This window comes from Pseudaminobacter soli (ex Zhang et al. 2022), assembly GCF_014595955.1.
In the GTDB taxonomy this organism is placed as follows: Bacteria; Pseudomonadota; Alphaproteobacteria; order Rhizobiales; family Rhizobiaceae; genus Kumtagia; species Kumtagia pseudosoli.
In genome coordinates, this window is sequence record NZ_JABVCF010000004.1 from 58,088 (window position 1) to 78,253 (window position 20,166).

Sequence of the window (20,166 nt, forward strand, 5' to 3'; positions counted from 1 at the left end):
CGGCGCGGTCACGCCGATGATGGAACAGTATATGGAGATCAAGGCGGCGAACCCGGATTCGCTGCTGTTCTACCGCATGGGGGATTTTTATGAGCTGTTCTTCGACGATGCGGAGATAGCGAGCCGCGCGCTCGGCATCGTGCTCACCAAGCGCGGCAAGCACGCCGGCGCCGACATCCCGATGTGCGGCGTGCCGATCCATGCCGCCGACGACTATCTGCAAAAACTGATCGGGCTCGGCCACCGGGTGGCGGTGTGCGAGCAGATCGAGGACCCGGCCGAGGCGAAGAAGCGCGGCTCGAAATCGGTGGTGCGGCGCGACGTGGTGCGGCTGGTCACCCCCGGCACCATCACCGAGGACAAGCTTCTGTCGCCCGGCGAGGCGAATTTCCTGATGGCGCTGGGGCGGGTGAAGGCCGGCGGCGACGGCGCGCTGGCGCTCGCCTGGCTGGAGCTGTCGACCGGGCTGTTCAAGGTGGCGGAGACGGCCGCCGATCGGCTGCTCGCCGACGTGCTCAGGATCGATCCGCGCGAGCTGATCGTCGCCGAGCCGGTGTTCTACGATCCGGAGCTAAAACCGGTCTTCGACGTGCTCGGCCGCACCGCCAGCCCGCAGCCGGCCGCGCTGTTCGATTCGGCCGCGGCCGCCGACCGCATCGCCCGCTTCTACCAGGTGGCGACGCCCGACGGCTTCGCCTCCTTCTCGCGGGCCGAACTGTCGGCGATCTCCGGCATCATCGCCTTCATCGAGAAGACGCAAAAGGCCGAGCGCCCGCCGCTCGGCATCCCGGAGCGCGAGACGGCCGGTTCGACGCTGTTCATCGACGCGCCGACGCGCGCCAATCTGGAGCTGGTGAAGACGCTGTCGGGCGCGCGTGACGGCTCGCTGCTCTCGGCCATCGACCGCACCGTCACCGGCGCCGGCGCGCGGCTTCTCTGCGAGCGGCTGACCGCGCCGCTGACCGACGCCGGCAGGGTCAACGCGCGGCTGGATTCGGTCTCCTGGCTGGGGCAAGAGACTGCGCTGCGCGAAGGCCTGCGCGCCCTGCTCAAGGGGCTGGCCGACATGCCGCGCGCCCTGACCAGGCTGGCGCTCAATCGCGGCGGCCCGCGCGACCTCGGTACCATCGCGGCCGGGCTCGGCGTGGCCGAGCAGGTGGCCGAGTTGCTCGGCCGCAGCGAATTGCCCACCGAGATGGCTGCCGCCCTCGAGGTGCTAAAAGCCCTGCCGCACGAATTCGGCAGCCGGCTGACGCGGGCGCTCGCCGACGAGCTGCCGCTGCTGAAGCGCGACGGCGGCTTCGTGCGCGAAAACTGGGACGCCGAGCTCGACGAGATGCGGGCGCTGCGCGACCAGTCGCGGCAGGTGGTCGCCGCGATGGAGCGGGCGCTCGCCGAGGAGACCGGGGTGCGGTCGCTGAAAATCCGGCACAACAACGTGCTCGGCTATTATGTCGAGGTGACCGCCAACCACCAGGCGGCGCTGACCGGCACCGACGCGCTGCGCGCCCGCTTCATCCACCGCCAGACGATGGCGAGCGCCATGCGCTTCACCACCACCGAACTCGCCGATCTCGAGACGAAGATCGTCAACGCCGCCGACCGGGCGCTGACGATCGAGCTTGCCGTGTTCGACCAGCTGGTGGCTGAGACAATTCGACTGGCGGAGGATATCCGAAGGGGCGCGGCGGCGCTGGCGGTGCTCGACGTCTCGGCCGCGCTGGCGACGATCGCCGCCGACGAGGACTGGACGCGGCCGCTGGTCGACGACAGCCTCGCCTTCGAAATTTTTGGCGGGCGGCATCCGGTGGTCGAGCAGTCGCTGCGCAGGACCTCCGGCCAGCCCTTCATCGCCAATGACTGCCACCTCTCGCCTGCCCCGGACGGAAAGTTCGGTGCGATCTGGCTGCTTACCGGGCCGAACATGGGCGGCAAGTCGACCTTCCTGCGCCAGAACGCGCTGATCGCCATCCTCGCGCAGGCCGGCTGCTTCGTGCCGGCCGCCCGCGCCCATATCGGCGTGGTCGACCGGCTGTTCTCCCGCGTCGGCGCCTCGGACGACCTGGCGCGCGGGCGGTCGACCTTCATGGTCGAGATGGTCGAGACGGCGGCGATCCTCAACCAGGCCGGCGAGCGCGCGCTGGTCATCCTCGACGAGATCGGCCGCGGCACCGCCACCTTCGACGGCCTCTCCATCGCCTGGGCGGCGGTCGAGTACCTGCACGAGAAGAACCGCTGCCGCTCGATCTTCGCCACGCATTTCCACGAGATGACGGCGTTGGCCGAAAAGCTGCCGCGGCTGCACAACGTCACTATGCGGGTGAAGGAGTGGGAAGGCGAGGTGATCTTCCTGCATGAAGTGGGCAAGGGCGCGGCCGACCGCTCCTACGGCATCCAGGTGGCGCGGCTGGCGGGCCTGCCCGCCCCGGTGGTGGAAGGGGCGCGGGCGGTGCTGCACCAGTTGGAGAGCGGCGAGACTTCGGGAAAGGCCGACCGGCTGGTCGACGACCTGCCGCTGTTTTCGGTGGCGGCGCGGCGAGAGGCGCCAAAACCGCAGGAGCCGGAGCCCGACCGGCTGCGCGAAACGCTCGCCGCACTCGCGCCCGACGAGATGACGCCGCGCGAGGCGCTGGAGGCAATCTACAGGCTGAAGGGGATAGTGAATTAGGGCGACCCCGGCGCACATCGGGTTTGCTGAAGCTTTCTACCTAACAGACCCTTGAGGGGAGGGTTCGTGCACTCAAGATCCTCGGTCTCTGGCGCGTTGACTTGGCCACGGCAAAGCCGCACTTGAGTCTTCACCTGTTCAGTCCAACGCTCTGTCGGTCCGCATGTCGCTTCCCGTCGATCCCGCCCAAAACCTCGCTGCCCTGATCCGCTGCCAGTCGGTGACGCCGGCGGAAGGAGGCGCGCTGACGGCGCTGGCGGCGATGCTCGAGCCTCTTGGCTTCGCGATCGAGCGGCCGGTGTTTTCGGAGGCCGGCACGCCCGACGTGGAGAACCTTTATGCCAGGCTGTCCGGCAACGGGCCGCATCTGATGTTCGCCGGGCACACGGATGTGGTGCCGGTCGGCGACGTCGCCGCCTGGACGCATCCGCCCTTCAAAGCGGAGGCCCGCGACGGCTTCATGTATGGGCGCGGCGCCGTCGACATGAAGGGCGGGATCGCCTGCTTCGTCGCTGCGCTGGCGCGGGTGGTGGAGCGGGGCGGAAAGCCTCGCGGATCGGTGTCGCTGCTCATCACCGGCGACGAGGAAGGCCCGGCGATCAACGGCACGGTGAAGCTGCTGGACTGGGCGGCGAAGCGCGGCGAGACCTGGGATGCGGCGCTCGTCGGCGAGCCGACGAATCCGCAAGCGCTCGGGGACATGATCAAGATCGGCCGCCGCGGCTCGCTCTCGGGCACCGTCACCGTGAATGGCAGGCAGGGCCACGTCGCCTATCCGCACCTTGCCGACAATCCGGTGCGCGGCCTGCTGACCCTGCTCGACGCGCTGCTCCTGCCGCATCTCGACAGCGGCACTCAGGACTTCCAGCCGACCAATCTCGAGATCACCTCCGTCGACGTCGGCAATCCGGCGACGAACGTCATCCCGGCCCGTGCGAGCGCAACCTTCAACATACGCTTCAACGACAGCTGGACGGTAGAGTCGCTGCAGGCGGAGATCCACAATCGGCTCGACCGCGCAGCCGAGGACACGCGCTACCGCGCCGGACGCAGCGAGCCCATCGAGTTCGAGCTTGCCTGGCGCGATCCGCCGAGCGAGGTGTTTCTCACCCGCAACGACCGGCTGATCGGGGCGCTCTCGGCTTCCGTCGAGGCGGTCACGGGCAAGCGGCCGTCGCTCTCCACCTCGGGCGGCACTTCGGACGCGCGCTTCATAAAGAACTACTGCCCGGTGGTTGAATTCGGCCTCGTCGGACAGACAATGCACATGGTGGACGAGCGCGTGGCGTTGGCGGATCTCGAGACGCTGACGCAAATCTATGAGCGATTCATTCGGGACTGGTTCGCATAAAGGGCGATGCCGAGCGGCGCAGAAATCCAGAAGAACCTCACAGGCGCGTGGGGCATGATGATGGGCAAGGCGGACGGCCTGCGGCTGCTCGATCTTTCCGCCGACGGGTTCTGGAATTCCTTCTTCGCCATCGTCGTTGCGCTGCCGGCGCTCGCCCTCAGTTGGATCTCGGTTGCGGATGACCTGACGCTGAACCTGGTCGGGGTGACGAAGTTCAGCGTGATCGCGCGGCTCGCCGTCGTCGACGTCGGAACCTGGGTCCTGCCGCTGGTCGGCCTGGCCCTGGCCGCTCGCCCGGCCGGCATCGCCGACCGCTTCGTGCATTATGTGGTCGCCTCGAACTGGGGATCGGCCATTCTGCTGTGGCTCATGCTGCCGGCAGCGCTGGTGCGGCTGCTGGCGCCCTCGGCCCATCAACTCGCGGCCTTGGTGACGCTGCTATCCTATGGCCTTACGCTGGTGCTTGCCTGGCGGCTCACAAACGTTGCGATCGGGCGCGGCGCGGCATTAGCGACGTCAGTCTTCGGCGGCATGTTCGTCGCCTCGCTGCTCGTCCTCTACCTGCTTCAGCACTTGGTCGGGCTGTCGCCGTCGTAGCTGACACCGACGAGATAAAGGCCATCGGGGGGTGCCACCTGGCCGCAGGCGGCGCGGTCGCGCGCTTCGAGCGCGGCGGCGAGATCGTCGGCCGTCCAGGCGCCCTCGCCGACCCGCTTCAGCGAGCCGACCATGGAGCGGACCTGATTGTGCAGGAAGGAGCGCGCTTCGGCGCGGATCTCGATCTCGTCATCGGTGCGGGTGACATCAAGCCGCTCGAGCGTGCGCAGCGGGCTGTTCGCCTGGCATTGGGCGGAGCGGAAGGTGGTGAAGTCGTGCCGGCCGATCAGCCGCTGAGCGGCCAGATGCATCGCTTCCGCGTCGAGCCGCTTCGGCACCCACCAGACGCGCCCCTTCTCCAGCGCAGGCGGAGAGCGGCGGTTGAGGATACGGTAGAGATAGCGCCGTCCAGTGGCGGAGAACCGGGCATCGAAGTCCGGCTCAACGACCGAGGACGACAGGATCGAGATCAGGTCCCCCGCCATCTGCAGGTGCGCATTCAGCGCGTCGCGCACCGTGTCGGCCCGCCAATCCTTAGCCAGATCGACATGGGCCACCTGCGCGGTGGCATGCACGCCGGCGTCGGTGCGGCCGGCCGCGCGAAGGCTGACGGTCTCGCCGCAGAAGCTCTTGATCGCCTGTTCCAGCGCCTCCTGGACGGAGCGCGGGCCGTCCTGCCGCTGCCAGCCGGCATAGGGGCCGCCGTGATATTCGATGTCGAGGCGGTAGCGGGGCATGGATCAGAGCGCCGCGAAGGGAGCGGCGTAGACCAGCCGCCCGGTGGAGGGCGCCTCTCCCCAGGCAAGCGCCTGCAGCGCTTCACCCTGATAGTCGGACAAGAACTGCTCGGCGCGGTCGTGGCTGTAGCCGAAGCGGTTATAGTATTCCGGATCCCCGAGGACGACCGAAAGGGTCTCGCCGACCTTTTCCAGCCTGCGATGGCCATCCTCGACGAGAGCCGTGCCCACACCTCTGCCCTGAAAGTCCGGGGCGATCGCCAGCGGCGCGAGCGCGACGGCGAGGTAGGGGCCACCATCGGACTCGATCGTAAGGCGCGAGAAGACCACATGACCGGCGATCCTTCCGTCGATCTCGGCCACGAGTTCCAGGACCACGGCGCCATCCGAAACAAGGCGCTCCACCAGGTCGGCTTCCGTCCGCCCGCCGAACGCCCGCTCCTCGACCGTTCGGATCGCCTCACGATCCTTGGCTTCAGCGGGTCTCACCGAAACAGCAGTCATAGGAATCGGTCTCCCGGCTTGAGCTGGGCTCCGCGCAAGAACTCCTCGGCCGGGACCGCTCGACCGCCGGCGCGCTGTACCTCGAGGAGGCGGATCGCGCCGTCGCCGCAGGCGACCGTCAGACCATTGTCGAGCAACTCGCCTGGGCCACCGGAGCCCTCCGCACGCGTCGAACGCAGCAGCTTCAGCCGTTCCCGCCGGCCCGATGCCTCGAATTCGCACCAGGCGCCCGGGAACGGCGAGAGCCCGCGGATGCGGTCGTGTACGTCTCTAGCCGGCTGGGACCAGTCGATGCGGGTCTCGGCCTTTTCGATCTTCTTCGCGTAAGTGACCCCGGTCTCGGCCTGGGGCGTGAGCGCCAGCCGGCCCTGCTCCAACTGGCTCATCGCCTCGACCATCAGCGGGGCGCCGATGCTGCTCAGTCGGTCGTGCAGTTCACCCGCGGTCATGTCGGGTCCGATCGGCACGCTCGCTTGCAGCGCTACCGGGCCGGTGTCCAGCCCCTCGTCCATCTTCATCACCATCATGCCGGTCTCGGCATCGCCGGCCATGAGCGCACGCTGGATCGGGGCGGCGCCGCGCCAGCGCGGCAGCAGCGAGGCGTGGCCGTTGAAGCAGCCGAGGCGCGGCGCCTCCAGTACCGCCCGCGGCAGTAGCAGCCCATAGGCGACGACGACGGCCACTTCCGCCTCGAGGGCTGCAAACGCCTGCTGCTCATCGGCCGACTTCAGCGAGAGCGGGGTGCAGACTGGGATGCTCAGGCGCTCAGCCTCCCGCTGCACGGGCGAGGGAGTGAGTTCCAGTCCCCGCCGCCCGGCGGGGCGCGGCGGCTGCGTGTAGACCGCCGCGATCTCGTGGCCGGCCTCGGCCAGCGCCGTCAGCGTCGGCACCGAAAAATCCGGCGTGCCCATGAAGATGATGCGGAGCATTTTCTCTCCCGCTCGGCCGGCTTCGGACAAGATCCAATCGGATGCCAGGATTGCCCGGCTCGATCAGGCTGCCGCTTCAAACGGGTTTACAAGCTTGAGGTCAAGCCCCTCGAAATCGCGAACGTTGCGGGTGGCGAGCGTCGCGTCGTAGGCAAGGCAGATCGCGGCGATCATGGCGTCCTTCGTCTCGATCGGCCTGCCCGCGAGGCGACGGCGTGCCGTGATCATACCATACCGTTCGGCAACCCCTTCACTGAAGGAAAGTACCCTTCCGGAAAATTCTTGATGCACGCGTCCGATCCTGGCCAGGAGATTCTGCCGCCGTACCGTGTCGACGGCGAGAAAGGCGCCGAAGTACAATTCAGCAAGTACGATCGAAGTCATGAACAGACGTTCGGGTGCCTCTGCATTGAGCCACCCCAGGACGGCCCGACTGGGACGGGGGGCGAAGAAGTCGGAGACGACATTGGTATCCAGCACGATCATCTGGCGATGCTGCTCCGATCAGGCAAAGCTGGGAGGCTCCCGGTCAGGTTCGGCCCGCGAGGCGGCGATCGCGTCGAGTTCCTCATCAGTGAAGTGCACATCACCGATGATTGCCCGGAGCCGGTCGCCCAACCTCGCAGCTCCCTTTTGATCAACGAGAATGCCCCGGCGGATGAGGTCTATTGCCTCTTCGGACAGGCTGCGCCGGTTCCTGCGCGATCTTTCTTCGATCTGCCGCTTCAATTCCGGGTCCAGGTCTCGGATCAGCATGTCGCCCATCCGTGCAACTCCGCTTCAGGCAAATTGTTGATATCTTTGATATCATAGCGACGACGGAGTGGCAAGTCGGCTTCGCTTCAGGAGAAATGGCACCCGAGCGTGGCGCGCGGACTTGGGCCGCAAAGTGAATTGCGGCAGCGAACTAACAAGAGAGGAATTCCAAAATTGGCCTGGTTCATGCTGTTCGTCGCCGGTCTATTCGAAACCGGCTGGGCCATTGGCCTGAAATACACAGACGGCTTCACCCGGCCAGTCCCCACGCTACTCACCGCTGCAAGCATGATCGTCAGCCTCGTCCTGCTCGGGCTGGCACTGAAGACGCTGCCCGTCGGCACGGCCTATGCGGTGTGGACGGGCATCGGCACGATCGGCACGGCGCTGCTCGGCATCTGGCTGCTCGGCGAGCCGGCCGCGGCGATGCGGCTGGCCTGCATCGGCCTCATCGTGGCCGGTATCGTCGGCCTGAAGGTCGTCTCGTAACAGGCACAAGAGCCGGAGATACGCGTGAAGGGCACCGACACCACAATCGTGATCCCGACGCTCGAGACCGAGCGTACCCTCCTGCGCGCGCATCGCCCTGACGATTTCGAGGACTATGCCCGCATGTGGGCCGAGCCGGAGGTCGTCCGCTTCATCGGCGGAAATGCGAGGACGCGGGCGGAAAGCTGGATCCGCATCCTGCGCCATGCCGGCATGTGGCACATGCTCGGCTTCGGCTTCTGGGCGATCGAGGAGAAGGCGAGCGGCCGCTTCATCGGCGAGGCCGGCTTCCATGATGTGAAGCGCGAGATGACGCCCTCCATCGACGGGCTGCCGGAGGCAGGCTGGTCGCTTGTGCCCGATATGCATGGCCGCGGCCTCGCGACCGAGGTTGTCACGGCGGTGCTGGCCTGGGGCGACCGGGCGCTGCCTGGCCGTCGGCAGGTGTGCGTCATCGAACCCGCGCACCAGGCGTCGATCCGGGTAGCGCGGAAGTGCGGGTTCGACGACCCGGTCGAGGCGCAATTCGAGGGTAAGACCCTGCTGCTGTTCGAGCGACCGACTGTCGCTCCATGAAAACCAGCCGGTGCGCCTCCCGGTGGTGAGCGGCGCCGTTGCAGAAAGGGGATAGAAATTCTGTCTCCGCCGAGCCCTCGGCGTTCGCAACTTGCGCCAGTCGCTACAATCCAATTGATTCTACGTGATCTTTCCGCATCCGGCCGGCTGCGCTCCCGGTGCGCAATCAAGACGCAGCGATGATCGCGCTCGAATCCATCCCCTCCCGCCGAGCCGCCCGTAGGCTTGTCCGCACCGAAAGGAAGCGGACATGGACACTTCGGATAATATCGGCCTTCCCTACATCATGCCGTCGCAGGCGCAGAAGCATGTCACGCACAACGAGGCGATCGGCATGCTGGACGCGCTGGTCCTGCTCGCGGTGGCCGACCGTGATCTGACGGCACCACCCGGTTCGCCGTCGGCTGGGGCCCGGTACATCGTGGCGGCAGGGGGAACCGGCTCCTGGGACGGCGAGGACAGTAGAATCGCACACTGGCTGGACGGCGCCTGGTCATTCTATGCGCCCAAAACCGGGTGGCTCGCCTTCGTCATTGACGAGGCTGCACTCGTCTATTGGACGGGTTCGTCCTGGGCCGACTATTCTGGGTCGATCGCCGTGCTGCAGAATCTTGAGCGGCTGGGACTCGGCACGACGGCCGATGCAGCCAACCCGTTCTCGGCCAAGCTGAACAAGGCGCTGTGGACAGCCAGGACCACCGCCGAGGGCGGCGATGGCGACCTCCGCTACACCATGAACAAGGAGACGGCGGCCAACGTGCTGTCGCTGCTCCTGCAGAACGGCTATTCCGGCCGGGCCGAACTGGGCCTGATCGGCGACGATAACTTCACACTCAAGGTCTCGGCGGACGGGAGTTCCTGGAACACGGCGCTGACGATCGACAAGAACTCCGGGGCCGTTCACGCGCCTGCCAAAATGGCGCTCGGCGCTTCCGCCACCAATCTTGTCTACAACACGGTCGGCAGCGATCTGCAGATCGTGGAGAGCGGGCTCAACAACCTCATCTCGCTGTTCAGCCTGCACGCCAGCGGCGCCGGCCCCAACATCAACCAGCTCAAGTCGCGCAGCGGCACGCTCGGCAGCTACACGGCCGTGCAGTCCGGCGATACGCTGGGCAAGTACACCGCCTGGGGTGACGACGGCTCCGGCTTCATCCGTGCCGGCTACATGGAGTTTTCTGTCGACTCAGCGGTATCGGCCGGACGCGTCCCGGGTCGATTCGACCTCCATCTGCGCGACAGCACCGGCACCGAGCAGAATATCCTGCATGTCCGGCCCAATCGCGTCGGCATCAACACTGCCAGCCCGAACACCAACACGAAGCTGCACATTCTCACAAGCGCGTTCGGGGGAACGCAGACCACGCTCTCGACGCAGATGGTGATTGAGAGCGCCAGCAGCCCATCGATGGTGTTCCAGTCGGCGAACACGTCAGTCGCGTCGATCTATTTCCGCGATAGCGACAACGCCGCCGCTGCAGTCTCAGGCATCATCCGTTACGACCATGCCAATGACCTGATGTCGTTCTGGGCGGCTGGGTCTGAACGCATGCGGGCCGACGCCAACGGCTTCAGTGTGGGGGGCGCCAATGTCGTTGTCGACGCCAACCGGCACTTTCGTCTTCGCTCCTACACAATAGCCACGCTTCCAGCGGCCAATGCGGCCGCAGGCCAGATGATCTACTGTTCGGATCTCGGCGGCGGGGGCGGCGAGTTGGTTTCGGACGGAACAAGCTGGCGTCGCGCCTCGGGAGCCGGTCACCAGACGATCGCGACCGACGCGAACTTGACGCTGACCCCGCTGACCAGCGCCGAGCAGCAGCGCCACACCGGCGCGCTGACCGCCGACCGGTTCATCACGCTGTCGACCACCAACGCCTATGCCGGCGCGCGCTTCCGTGTCACCCGCACGGGCGGCGGGGTGTTCAACCTGTCGGTCGGCGGCCTGAAAAACCTCGCCACCAACACCTGGGCGGAGGTCGTCTATGACGGATCAGCCTGGTATTTGGCAGCGTATGGGGCGCTGTGAGCCAAAGCTCCTCAGTGTTTACCGTGATCGAGGGGCTTGCGTGCCCAAATCCCCATGTTTTCGGCGGGGCTGGTAAAAGGTGCCCGGTTGCGGACAGCGCTGCCCAGCGCCCGGGCCTCTGCGTCATTCGTGACATAGACACCCTCGTGCAAGGATTTTGGCGTCTGAGCAGGAATGAACTCAGTGACCTCCATGCCTAGCGTCGAGAGGATGTCGGCTACCAGTGGCGCGCTGACGTAGACAACGCTTTGGGACACGAACTCGGCATGTTGCGGCAGACCCAAACCCTCCAGATAAGCGGCCGCGAATTCCCGGGGCAGATACGGCGGCCAGGGGGCTTGCGCATGTCCATCCCAGGCGTTTCGCACGTCTTCGGCATGGATGCAGAGTGTCCCACCCGGCCTCAGAACACGGACGATCTCCCGTAAGCTGGTCTGCGGATCGGTGACGTGTTCGAACACGAACCACGAATAGCAAGCGTCGAAATGGTTCGTAGGATATGGCATCAGCCGGCCTGGGTATCGCGTGAAGCGTTTTTTGGCGCGCGGCTCGTACTCGTCCGAATTCTTGTTGCACTGTCGCAGCCGCGTCTCATCGACTTCGATGCCGTACACGTCGACCCCGTCGCGAAGAGCTGCAATAACGAATCCGCCGGCTCCGCACCCGAAATCCAGTAATCGTCCCTTGATCGGCGCGCCGAATTTCTTCGCGTGCTCGTTTTTGAAGATCCTATATCGATGCGCGCCTTTTTCGATCACCGACACGAGACCCCTCCCCCTACTGAAGCCGTCTCTTCCCGCTTAGCTTTTCCGTCAGCATAAGGACAATTACTTTCCAGGACTTCGCAGAAGCGACTCTTTTCATAAGTTGACTAACGCCGCAAGCCTTGGCGGCAACGAATACCGGATGCGACGGCGGTCGCCAGCAGAGTCCTGTCCGCTCAGCTATGCGCGAAAATATCCTGCTCGTCCCAGCCCATCAGGTCGAGGCGGGCGCGGTCGGGCAGGAAGCGGAAGCAGGCCTGCGCCACCGCCGTGCGGCCTTCTCGCGCCAGCCGGCCGGCGAGAACGTCGCGCAGGCGGTGAAGATAGAGCACGTCGGATGCGGCGTATTCGAGTTGCTCGGGGCTGAGCGTCTCGGCGGCCCAGTCAGACGACTGCTGCTGCTTGGAGAGGTTCACGCCGAGGAGTTCGGCGCAGATATCCTTCAGCCCGTGCCGGTCCGTGTAGGTGCGCGTCAGTCTGGACGCGATCTTGGTGCAGAAGACCGGCTCCGGCATGACGCCGAAGGCATGGCTGAGAACGGCGAGATCGAAGCGGCCAAAATGGAAAAGCTTGGTGATGGCCGGATCTTTCAGAAGCGCCACCAGATTGGGGGCTTCCTTCTGGCTAGGCGCAATCTGAATGACGTCCGCGCTGCCGTCGCCGGGCGAGATCTGCACGACGCAGAGCCGGTCGCGGTGCGGATTGAGGCCGAGCGTCTCGGTGTCGATGGCAACTGCGTCCACCTGATAGTGCGAAAGGTCGGGCAGGTCGTTCTTGTGGAAGCGGATGGTCATCGTCATCTCCGGGCAGGGCGCATCCGCATCTCCTTGACCCGTGAAGGCGAAAAATCAATAGCTTCTCAGAATCAGATGGCTTCGCCGGTTGCGGAACAGGCGCGCCAATGGACCGCGCCTGGCCCCGGCAGTCGTCCCTCGCGGCTGGCCTGCGCAGCCAGCCGCTTCGGCCTCTTCCATCTCGTTATCAATCTTTTTCGAGCCCCATGGCGCAGTATCGACGCGTGAAGACGCCGGAGTTCAAACATCCCGGCGGGCCGTCACACGGCCAGCCGGTCGAAAATGCAGTCACTTGATCTCCCACGTCGTGTTGTGCGGGATGTCCATCGCGAAGTAGCCTCCAGCGGCCGCCAAAGTGGGCATGGGCTGGCAGGCAAAAGGCTCCTTTCCTGTGATGCCCTTGTACTTGCCGGTGCCGCCCGTGATGATGTGCGTGCCGCAGTTCATGTCCGCCTGGGCCTTGTCGATGTCGCGGGTGTCGAAGGTCGAGAAGATCTTGTCGCCGTCCTTATCGGCCAGCACGCAGGCGCCGTCGATGTACTTCTTCGGTCCTGAAGCGACGTTCAGCGCCGTGCAATGGGCCGACATCTTGTCGAACATTGGCTCGCCCTTCAGGTTCTGCGTCGTGCCGACGGCCTCCAGCGCGGTGGCGGTACCGAGATCGCCGAGGTCCATGGCCATTACGGGCCGGAAGATGAAGTGCGTCACGTAGGGCGTGGTCCCGCTCTTGGGAACCTGCTCGGCTGCAAACGCTCCGGGAACGAGAGCCAGGAGCGCACCAGAAACAAGCGCCGTCTTGGCAATTGCGCTGGCAGTGCCGGAAGTCCATGTCGAGAGTTTCATTAGTATCCTCCATGCGTGGAGGCGGCGGCGCGAGGCCGATGCTCGGCCGCCGCGTGGGAGGCAGATCTGCCTGCGCTTGGGACATTCGATCAGGCCGGGTGCCGCATCGTTGGCCAGCGTCGATCGCCGCAGGAAAAGCGCTCGGCTTTCAAAGCGGCTGGAACAGGACTCGAACTTCGCTGGTGAAAAGCGGCACGTCAACGCTCCAGCGTAATCGACGCATGAGCAACTGCCTACCTCGGTACTATACCAGAATCGGCGGACCGGGCCACGCTTAACAGTGCTTTGTAGGCGTTTACACCGGCGCCTTCCCAGTGGTGCGGGGTCGGTTTCGTTGATCGATCGCGGCGCGAGTGGTACGGTTCCCCAATGGCACGTGCGGATGGAAACGCGCCGCTGGCCAACATCATGCACGAAGACGAACTCGAACCGGGAGACATGCCATGACAAGGCTTCTAACGGTCGCTGCCCTATTGGCGGCGAGCAGTCTGGTTGCAATCGAGCGCGCGGCCGCCGTCGATGACGCCGCGTTGATCAAGAGCGCCGAATCCGCAGCACCGACCGCGGTTTCGAAGGGCGCGACCATCTACGCCGCGGATGAGAAAGGCAACATGCGGACCCTGCGGCAAGGCACCAACGGCTTCTGGTGCATGCCGGACAATCCCGCCTCGCCCGGCCCCGACCCGATGTGCGGCGACGCCAATGCGATGGAGTGGGCGCAGGCCTGGATGGGCAAGAAGGAGCCGCCCAAGGGCAAGGTCGGTTTCATGTACATGCTCGCCGGCGGCACCGACGCCAGCAACACCGACCCCTATGCGACCAAGCCGGACGCATCGAACAATTGGGTCGAGACCGGCCCCCACGTCATGATCGTTAATGCCATGGACATGATGCAGGGCTATCCGGCGAACCCCAAGCCGGATACCTCCGCGCCCTATGTGATGTGGGCCGGCACGCCCTATGCCCATCTCATGATCCCGGTGAAGTAACGGCGGGCGGTCTCTGTCGGAAGGAGCCCGGCGGGGCGCCGAACTCGGGTTGATAGCCAGCCCATGACCAAACGGGCACTGGATTTCGGGAAATGTGCTCAATCAAATGCCCCCTCTCCGTCTCGGGCTTCGCCCACGACGGAGATGGGGCGACCGACGCGCTGACTTAGGCTCGTTGCCTTGGCGGTTCTCGGCCGCCCCTTTTCTTTTCATCTTCTTCGCGTCATGTCTGGCATATGAACCCAGACGGAACCATCGAGATCGCGGAGGGGGTGTTCATTCACCCCGACGACCTGGAGGAAAGTTTTATCCGCGCCTCCGGCCCTGGCGGGCAGAACGTCAACAAGGTGGCGACCGCCGTCCAACTGCGTTTCGACGCTGCCAAGGCACGCGGACTTCCCGAACGGGTGCGCGAGCGCGTCATCGCGCTTGCCGGGCAGCGTGCGACGAAGGATGGCGTCATCCTCATCGAGGCCGACCGTTTCCGCACCCAGGAACGCAATCGCGCCGATGCACGCGAGCGGCTTGCGGCACTGGTCGCCAAGGCGGCCGAGCCGCCGCCCCCGCCGCGCAAGCGCACCAGGCCATCGAAAGGAGCGATCGAGCGCCGGCTGAAGACGAAGGCCGGTCGCTCCACCGTGAAGCGGCTGCGCGGCAAGGTGGACGCGGATTGACGTTTGGGCGCTGCGCTCCCCGGTTCTGTCCGGGTCAGCTTGCCGTCGACCACGCGAACCACACGGCCACTAGGCCGAGCAGCACCGAAAAGAGCCTTCGCGCCGTCCGTTCGCGCTTGGGATCGTTCAGGAAATTCTCTAACGTACCCGCGAGGCCTACGATGCCGGCGTGCACTGCCGTCGCGATCGTCACGGAGACAGCGCTCAGGACCAGCATCTGCGGCAAGGCCGGGCTGGCCCCGTCCAGGAACGTTGGCAGCACGGCGATATAGAAAACGGCTGCCTTCGGGTTGAGCAGGTTCGTCACCAAGCCGCGCCGGAAATAGCGTCCCTCCTCGGCTCCGGCCATTGAGACCTCGTTACTCGAGCGCCAGCCTTCCCAGGCAAGATAGAGTAGGAAGGCCACGCCGGCCCAGCGTAGTCCTTCATAGAGTAATGGGGACGCCTGCACGATCTCGGCCACCCCGAGCGCCGCCACGAAGCCGACGATCCCGAGCCCCAGCGCCACTCCAGCGACCGTGGCGAAGCCGGCGCGCCGGCCCTCGCTCGCCGCCACGATTGCGAGGTAGGACATGTTCGGGCCGGGCGTCAGTTCGATCAGGAGCGATGCGGTGGCGAAGGACAGAAGGGTCGGCAACCCGACCGGAAACCAGCCATCCAAGCTAATGCGCCTCGTCCCAGTTGTCCGCGGCCCGGGCATCCACCCTCAGCGGCACGGCCAGCGAGACCGCCGGCATCGCCGCGTTCTCCATCACTTCGCGGATGACCGGTAGCGTCGCCTCGACCTCTGCCTCCGCCGTCTCGAACACAAGCTCGTCGTGCACCTGCAGGAGCATGCGCGCCGAAAGCCCCGCCTTGGCGAGGGCGCCGTCCATGCGGATCATGGCGCGGCGGATGATGTCGGCCGCCGAGCCCTGGATCGGCGCGTTGATCGAGGCTCGCTCGTTGAAGGCGCGGATCGACGGGTTCGACGCCCGGATCTCCGGATAGTGGATGCGCCGCCCGAAGATCGTCTCGACATAGCCCCTGTCGCGCGCCATCTGCTTGCGGCTCTCCATGTAGTCGCGGATGCCGGGGAAGCGTTCGAAATAGCGCTTGATGTAGTCGCCGGCCTCCGAGCGCTCGATCGACAGCTGGTTGGCGAGGCCGAAGGCCGAAATGCCGTAGATGATGCCGAAGTTGATTGCCTTGGCCCGCCGCCGCACCTCCGACGGCATGCCCTCGACTGGTACGCCGAACATCTCGGAGGCGGTCATCGCATGGATGTCGACGCCGTCGGCGAAGGCCTGCCTGAGTTGCGGGATGTCGGCGATGTGGGCCAGAACGCGCAGCTCGATCTGGCTGTAGTCGGCCGAGATCAGCTTGTTGCCCTTCTCGGCGATGAAGGCGGTGCGGATGCGCCGGCCCTCCGCCGTGCGGATCGGGATGTTCTGCAGGTTGGGCTCGGAGGAGGAGATGCGACCCGTCGGCGTCGAGGCGAGCGCGTAGGAGGTGTGCAGCCGCCTGGTGTCGGGGTTGATGTATTCCGGAAGCGCGTCGGTATAGGTCGACTTCAGCTTGGTGATCTGGCGCCAGTCGACGATGCGGCGCGGCAGCTCGTGCCCCTCCGCCGCAAGTTCCTCCAGCAGCTGCGCTGTCGTTGACCACTGTCCGGACTTGGTCTTGCTGCCGCCCGGCAATCCCATCTTGCCGAACAGGATGTCGCCCAGTTGCTTCGGCGAGCCGATGGTGAAGCGCTCGCCGGCGGCCTGGTAGACATCCTCCTCGAGTGCGGCGGCGCGCTGCGCGAACTCGCCTGACAGGCGCGACAGCATCTGCCGGTCGACCGAGATGCCGCGCTCTTCCATCCTGGCCAGCACCGGCACCAGCGGCCGCTCGAGCCGCTCGTAGACGGAGACCAACCCGTTGGTGGCAAGCCGCGGCTTCAGCACCTGCCAGACCCGCATCGCGATGTCGGCGCCTTCGGTGGCGTAGGTCGTCGCCCGCTCGACATCGACGAGATCGAAGGTCACCAGGTTCCTGCCCGAGCCGACGATATCCTTGAACGGGATCATGAAGTGGCCGAACCAGCGCTCCGCCAGCGCCTCTAGTGTATGCGCCCCGGTGTTAGCGCCGAGCACGTAGGAAATCAGCATTGTGTCATCGATCGGCGCGACATCGATGCCGTGGCGGCTGAGCAGCAACCAGTCATATTTGAAGTCGTGCCCGACCTTGAGCACGGAGGGATCGGTGAGCAGCGGTTTCAGCGCGGCCAGCGCGTCCTCCAGCGCCACCTGGTTGTCGACGCGGCCGGCGCCGAGCAGGTCGTCAGCGCTGGAGCGGTGGCCGAGCGGTACGTAGGCGGCGCGGCCGGGGCGTAGCGCAAGGGCCACGCCGACCAACTCGGCCCGCATCGGATCGAGCGAGGTCGACTCCGTGCGGAACGACATGAACCCGGTCTCCCGCGCCTCGGCGATCCATTCGTTGAGGGTCGCGAGGTCGCGGATGCAGTCGTACTTGCGGTCGTCGATGCGGACCGTGGAGGCCGCCTCGGCGCGCGCCTGGGCGAGTGTGGCCGGTGAAGGGCCGGTTTCGCCCGGCTTGGCGTAGTGGGCCTCTGCGGCGGGGCCCGATGGCGCGGCGGGCTCCAAGTCCGGTCCATGCGCCTCCGCCCCATGCTGGACGCGGATCGACGCGGCCCCGATCGCGCTTGCATCCGCCCCGGTCGCTTCGGCGACGCGGCGTGTCAGCGAGTTGAATTCCATGCCCTTCAGGAATGAGATCAGCCGCGGACCGTCCGGCGGCTGCAGGACGAGGTCATCGAAACCTTCGGTGACCGGCACGTCGTTCTTCAGGCGCACGAGGTCGCGGGAGATGCGCGCCTTCTCGGCATTGTCGATGATCGACTGTCGCCGCTTCTCTTGCTTGATCTCTGCAGCCCGTTCCAAAAGAGTGTCGAGATCGCCGAACTGCTCCAGCAATTGCGCGGCCGTCTTCGGCCCGATGCCGGGCACGCCGGGCACGTTGTCGATGGAGTCGCCGGTCAGCGCCTGCAGGTCGATCATCTTCTCGGGCGGTACGCCCCACTTCTCGATCACCTCGGGGATGCCGATCTGCCGGTCCTTCATCGGGTCGTACATCGACACCGTCGGGCCGACGAGTTGCATCAGGTCCTTGTCGGAGGAGATGATGGTGGTGTCCCCGCCAGCCTCGCAGGCTAGCCGGCAATAGGTGGCGATCAGGTCGTCCGCCTCGAAACCCTCCATCTCCAGGCAGGGCAGGTGGAAGGCGCGTGTCGCCTCGCGGATCAGCCCGAATTGCGGGATGAGGTCGTCGGGCGGCGCCGAGCGGTTCGCCTTGTATTCGGCGTAGAGCTCATTGCGGAAGGTTTTTGACGAATAGTCGAAGATGACCGCGAAATGCGTCGGCGTGATGCCTACATCCGTGTCGCGGGCGTCGCGCATCAGCTTCCAGAGCATGTTGCAGAAGCCCGACACCGCTCCGACCGGCAGCCCGTCCGACTTGCGGGTCAGCGGCGGCAGCGCGTGATAGGCGCGGAAGATGTAGCCGGAGCCGTCGACGAGGAAGAGATGATCGCCCTTTTTCATGGGCCAAGCCGTAGCGCGCGGGCTCACGCCTGACAATGGTGAAGCGCCTCGTCTTCAGCCACACCCTGACAGCTCATACATCTCACGCGTTTGTTACAAAGATGTAATATTCGTGCCCTTGAATCCCCCCATTTCTGGGACCAAATTCTGGGCATCGGCAGTTTTTGCCGGGTCCGGCTGAAGGCCCGTCCCCCGCCTAACCGGACCGTGCGGCAGCCCCTCCCCCTCTCCGGGCTGCCGCATATTTCAGAAAGGCCGCCGTGGTTCCCCTCCACCACGGCGGCATTTTTGTGACTGGGAATCTCCGTCACATTCTCCCCTGCCCGTATTTCTTTCGAACGGCTTCGTTCTGCAGAGGCTCGTCCCTACCTAGCATTTGGGGCGACAAGGGCGTGTCAAGTTGAGCCGCAACAAACCGCCTTCCCGTTCTTGGATTCAACCATTAGGGTCGCGCGCGCAGAATCGAAAGGCCGCCAAAAATGTCCGCGCTTGCTCCCGTCCTCGCCCGTCTCGATGCCGATCTCGGTGCCAGCCTGGAGCGGCTTTTCTCGCTGATCCGCATCAAGTCGATCTCGACCGATCCGGCCTATGCGGACGAATGCCGCCGCGCCGCCGAGTGGCTGGTGGCCGACCTCAAGTCCATCGGTTTCGACGCCAGCGTCCGCGACACGCCCGGCCACCCGATGGTGGTGGCGCATCACGACGGGCCGGCCGGCGCCCCGCATCTTCTCTTCTACGGCCACTACGACGTGCAGCCGGTCGACCCGGTGGAGTTGTGGCATGACGATCCCTTCGCCGCGTCGGTCAAGGAGATCGAGCCCGGCCGAAAGGTGATCACCGGGCGCGGCTCGGCGGACGACAAGGGCCAGCTAATGACCTTCGTCGAGACTTGCCGCGCCTGGAAGGCGGTGCACGGCTCGCTGCCCTGCCGGGTCACCATCCTCTTCGAGGGCGAGGAGGAATCCGGCTCGGCCTCGCTGAAGCCTTTCCTGACTGCCAATGCCGAAGAGCTCAAGGCCGATTTCGCGCTGGTTTGCGACACAGGCATGTGGAACCGCGAGACGCCGGCCATCTGCGTCGGCCTGCGCGGTCTGGTCGGCGAGGAGATCGTCGTCAAGGCGGCCAATCGCGACCTGCATTCGGGCGAGTTCGGCGGCGCGGCCGCCAATCCGGTCCGCATCCTGGCAAAGGTGCTCGCCGACATCCACGATGCGAACGGCCGGGTCACCATTCCCGGCTTCTATGACGGAGTCGAGGAGACGCCTTCACAGGTCCTCCAATCCTGGGAGACGCTCGGCGAGACGGCCGAGAGTTTTCTGGGGCCGATCGGCCTCTCGCAGCCGGTCGGAGAGAGGGGGAGGACCGTGCTGGAGATGGTCTGGGCACGGCCGACCGCCGAGTTCAATGGAATCTCCGGCGGCTATACCGGCAAGGGTTTCAAGACCGTGATCGCGGCCGAGGCCTCCGCAAAGGTGTCGTTCCGCCTCGTCCACAGCCAAGACCCGGCAAAAATCCGCGAAGCGTTCCGGGCGTTCGTGCGCGAGCGCATCCCGGCCGATTGCTCGGTCGAATTCCATCCGCACGGCGGCTCGCCGGCGATCCAACTCTCCTACGACGCGCCGTTCCTGGCCAAGGCCAAGCAGGCGCTCTCCGACGAGTGGCCGAAGGAGGCGGTCCTGCTTGCGATGGGCGGCTCGATCCCGATCGTCGGCAACTTCCAGCACATGCTCGGCATGAAGTCGCTGCTGGTCGGCTTCGGGCTCTCCGACGACCGCATCCATTCGCCGAACGAGAAGTACGACCTTGCCTCATTCCACAAGGGCCAGCGCTCCTGGGCCCGCATCCTCGACGCGCTGACGCAATAGGGCGGTGGGCTGGG

At 65.7% G+C, this 20,166-nt stretch carries 19 protein-coding genes; 9 read left to right on the top strand and 10 right to left on the bottom strand.

Features of this window, described 5'->3' with window-relative positions; genetic code table 11:
• The first annotated feature begins 16 nt into the window (after window positions 1-16).
• The 3 genes from mutS (at window position 17) to HUI96_RS08540 (ending at window position 4,616) form a co-directional block, all read left to right on the top strand.
• Window positions 17-2,668: a DNA mismatch repair protein MutS gene (gene mutS / locus HUI96_RS08530; RefSeq protein WP_188254590.1), complete on the top strand. Its 2,652-nt coding sequence runs from the start codon at window positions 17-19 to the stop codon at window positions 2,666-2,668.
• Between the two features lie 163 nt (window positions 2,669-2,831).
• Window positions 2,832-4,019 (top strand): succinyl-diaminopimelate desuccinylase, encoded by a 1,188-nt coding sequence (gene dapE, locus HUI96_RS08535; RefSeq protein WP_188254240.1) that lies wholly within the window; start codon window positions 2,832-2,834, stop codon window positions 4,017-4,019.
• 6 nt (window positions 4,020-4,025) lie between these two features.
• Window positions 4,026-4,616 (top strand): transporter, encoded by a 591-nt coding sequence (locus HUI96_RS08540; RefSeq protein ID WP_188254241.1) that lies wholly within the window; start codon window positions 4,026-4,028, stop codon window positions 4,614-4,616.
• Here the strand turns inward: HUI96_RS08540 and truA are convergent.
• The 5 genes from truA to HUI96_RS08565 form a co-directional block, all read right to left on the bottom strand.
• A complete protein-coding gene (gene truA / locus HUI96_RS08545; RefSeq protein WP_188254242.1) occupies window positions 4,586-5,353 on the bottom strand; it encodes a tRNA pseudouridine(38-40) synthase TruA in 768 nt (255 codons plus the stop codon). The genes HUI96_RS08540 and truA overlap by 31 nt on opposite strands.
• A gap of 3 nt (window positions 5,354-5,356) precedes the next feature.
• On the bottom strand, window positions 5,357-5,857 hold the full coding sequence (locus tag HUI96_RS08550; RefSeq protein ID WP_188254243.1) for a GNAT family N-acetyltransferase: 501 nt from the start codon (window positions 5,855-5,857) through the stop codon (window positions 5,357-5,359).
• The gene (gene fmt / locus HUI96_RS08555) at window positions 5,854-6,786 is read right to left on the bottom strand and encodes a methionyl-tRNA formyltransferase (protein ID WP_188254244.1); all 933 of its coding nucleotides are present in this window, start codon (window positions 6,784-6,786) and stop codon (window positions 5,854-5,856) included. The genes HUI96_RS08550 and fmt overlap by 4 nt, the downstream gene beginning before the upstream one ends.
• A gap of 63 nt (window positions 6,787-6,849) precedes the next feature.
• The gene (locus tag HUI96_RS08560) at window positions 6,850-7,272 is read right to left on the bottom strand and encodes a type II toxin-antitoxin system VapC family toxin (protein ID WP_188254245.1); all 423 of its coding nucleotides are present in this window, start codon (window positions 7,270-7,272) and stop codon (window positions 6,850-6,852) included.
• A gap of 18 nt (window positions 7,273-7,290) precedes the next feature.
• The gene (locus HUI96_RS08565; protein WP_237684041.1) at window positions 7,291-7,542 is read right to left on the bottom strand and encodes a FitA-like ribbon-helix-helix domain-containing protein; all 252 of its coding nucleotides are present in this window, start codon (window positions 7,540-7,542) and stop codon (window positions 7,291-7,293) included.
• A 174-nt stretch (window positions 7,543-7,716) separates the two neighbouring features.
• Between HUI96_RS08565 and sugE the strand changes: the two genes are divergently transcribed.
• The 3 genes from sugE to HUI96_RS08580 all read left to right on the top strand — a co-directional run bounded on the left by sugE (window position 7,717) and on the right by HUI96_RS08580 (window position 10,636).
• A complete protein-coding gene (gene sugE / locus HUI96_RS08570) occupies window positions 7,717-8,031 on the top strand; it encodes a quaternary ammonium compound efflux SMR transporter SugE (RefSeq protein ID WP_188254247.1) in 315 nt (104 codons plus the stop codon).
• A 24-nt stretch (window positions 8,032-8,055) separates the two neighbouring features.
• Entirely contained in the window at window positions 8,056-8,607 is a 552-nt protein-coding gene (locus HUI96_RS08575) for a GNAT family N-acetyltransferase (RefSeq protein ID WP_337918173.1), read from the top strand.
• Window positions 8,608-8,857: 250 nt separating this feature from the next.
• Window positions 8,858-10,636, top strand: coding sequence for a DUF2793 domain-containing protein (locus tag HUI96_RS08580; RefSeq protein ID WP_188254248.1), 1,779 nt, complete (start codon window positions 8,858-8,860; stop codon window positions 10,634-10,636).
• A gap of 11 nt (window positions 10,637-10,647) precedes the next feature.
• Here HUI96_RS08580 and HUI96_RS08585 read toward each other — a convergent pair whose 3' ends face one another.
• The 3 genes from HUI96_RS08585 to HUI96_RS08595 all read right to left on the bottom strand — a co-directional run bounded on the left by HUI96_RS08585 (window position 10,648) and on the right by HUI96_RS08595 (window position 13,037).
• Entirely contained in the window at window positions 10,648-11,400 is a 753-nt protein-coding gene (locus HUI96_RS08585) for a methyltransferase domain-containing protein (protein ID WP_188254249.1), read from the bottom strand.
• 176 nt (window positions 11,401-11,576) lie between these two features.
• The gene (locus tag HUI96_RS08590) at window positions 11,577-12,194 is read right to left on the bottom strand and encodes a ribonuclease D (RefSeq protein ID WP_188254250.1); all 618 of its coding nucleotides are present in this window, start codon (window positions 12,192-12,194) and stop codon (window positions 11,577-11,579) included.
• Window positions 12,195-12,482: 288 nt separating this feature from the next.
• Window positions 12,483-13,037 carry a hypothetical protein gene (locus tag HUI96_RS08595; RefSeq protein WP_188254251.1) on the bottom strand — a complete coding sequence of 185 codons (555 nt, stop codon included), beginning with the start codon at window positions 13,035-13,037 and terminating at the stop codon, window positions 12,483-12,485.
• A gap of 443 nt (window positions 13,038-13,480) precedes the next feature.
• Between HUI96_RS08595 and HUI96_RS08600 the strand changes: the two genes are divergently transcribed.
• Both HUI96_RS08600 and arfB read left to right on the top strand, forming a co-directional pair.
• Window positions 13,481-14,026 (top strand): hypothetical protein, encoded by a 546-nt coding sequence (locus HUI96_RS08600; RefSeq protein WP_188254252.1) that lies wholly within the window; start codon window positions 13,481-13,483, stop codon window positions 14,024-14,026.
• A 236-nt stretch (window positions 14,027-14,262) separates the two neighbouring features.
• Window positions 14,263-14,700, top strand: coding sequence for an alternative ribosome rescue aminoacyl-tRNA hydrolase ArfB (arfB, locus tag HUI96_RS08605; RefSeq protein ID WP_188254253.1), 438 nt, complete (start codon window positions 14,263-14,265; stop codon window positions 14,698-14,700).
• 34 nt (window positions 14,701-14,734) lie between these two features.
• Here the strand turns inward: arfB and HUI96_RS08610 are convergent, their stop codons facing one another.
• Together HUI96_RS08610 and polA are read right to left on the bottom strand one after the other, a co-directional pair.
• A complete protein-coding gene (locus HUI96_RS08610; RefSeq protein ID WP_273033165.1) occupies window positions 14,735-15,361 on the bottom strand; it encodes a LysE family translocator in 627 nt (208 codons plus the stop codon).
• Between the two features lies 1 nt (window position 15,362).
• On the bottom strand, window positions 15,363-18,287 hold the full coding sequence (gene polA, locus HUI96_RS08615) for a DNA polymerase I (protein ID WP_188254255.1): 2,925 nt from the start codon (window positions 18,285-18,287) through the stop codon (window positions 15,363-15,365).
• Between the two features lie 479 nt (window positions 18,288-18,766).
• On the opposite strand from polA, the gene HUI96_RS08620 reads away from it, so the two are divergent.
• Window positions 18,767-20,152: a M20/M25/M40 family metallo-hydrolase gene (locus HUI96_RS08620; RefSeq protein WP_188254256.1), complete on the top strand. Its 1,386-nt coding sequence runs from the start codon at window positions 18,767-18,769 to the stop codon at window positions 20,150-20,152.
• The last annotated feature ends 14 nt before the right edge of the window (window positions 20,153-20,166 follow it).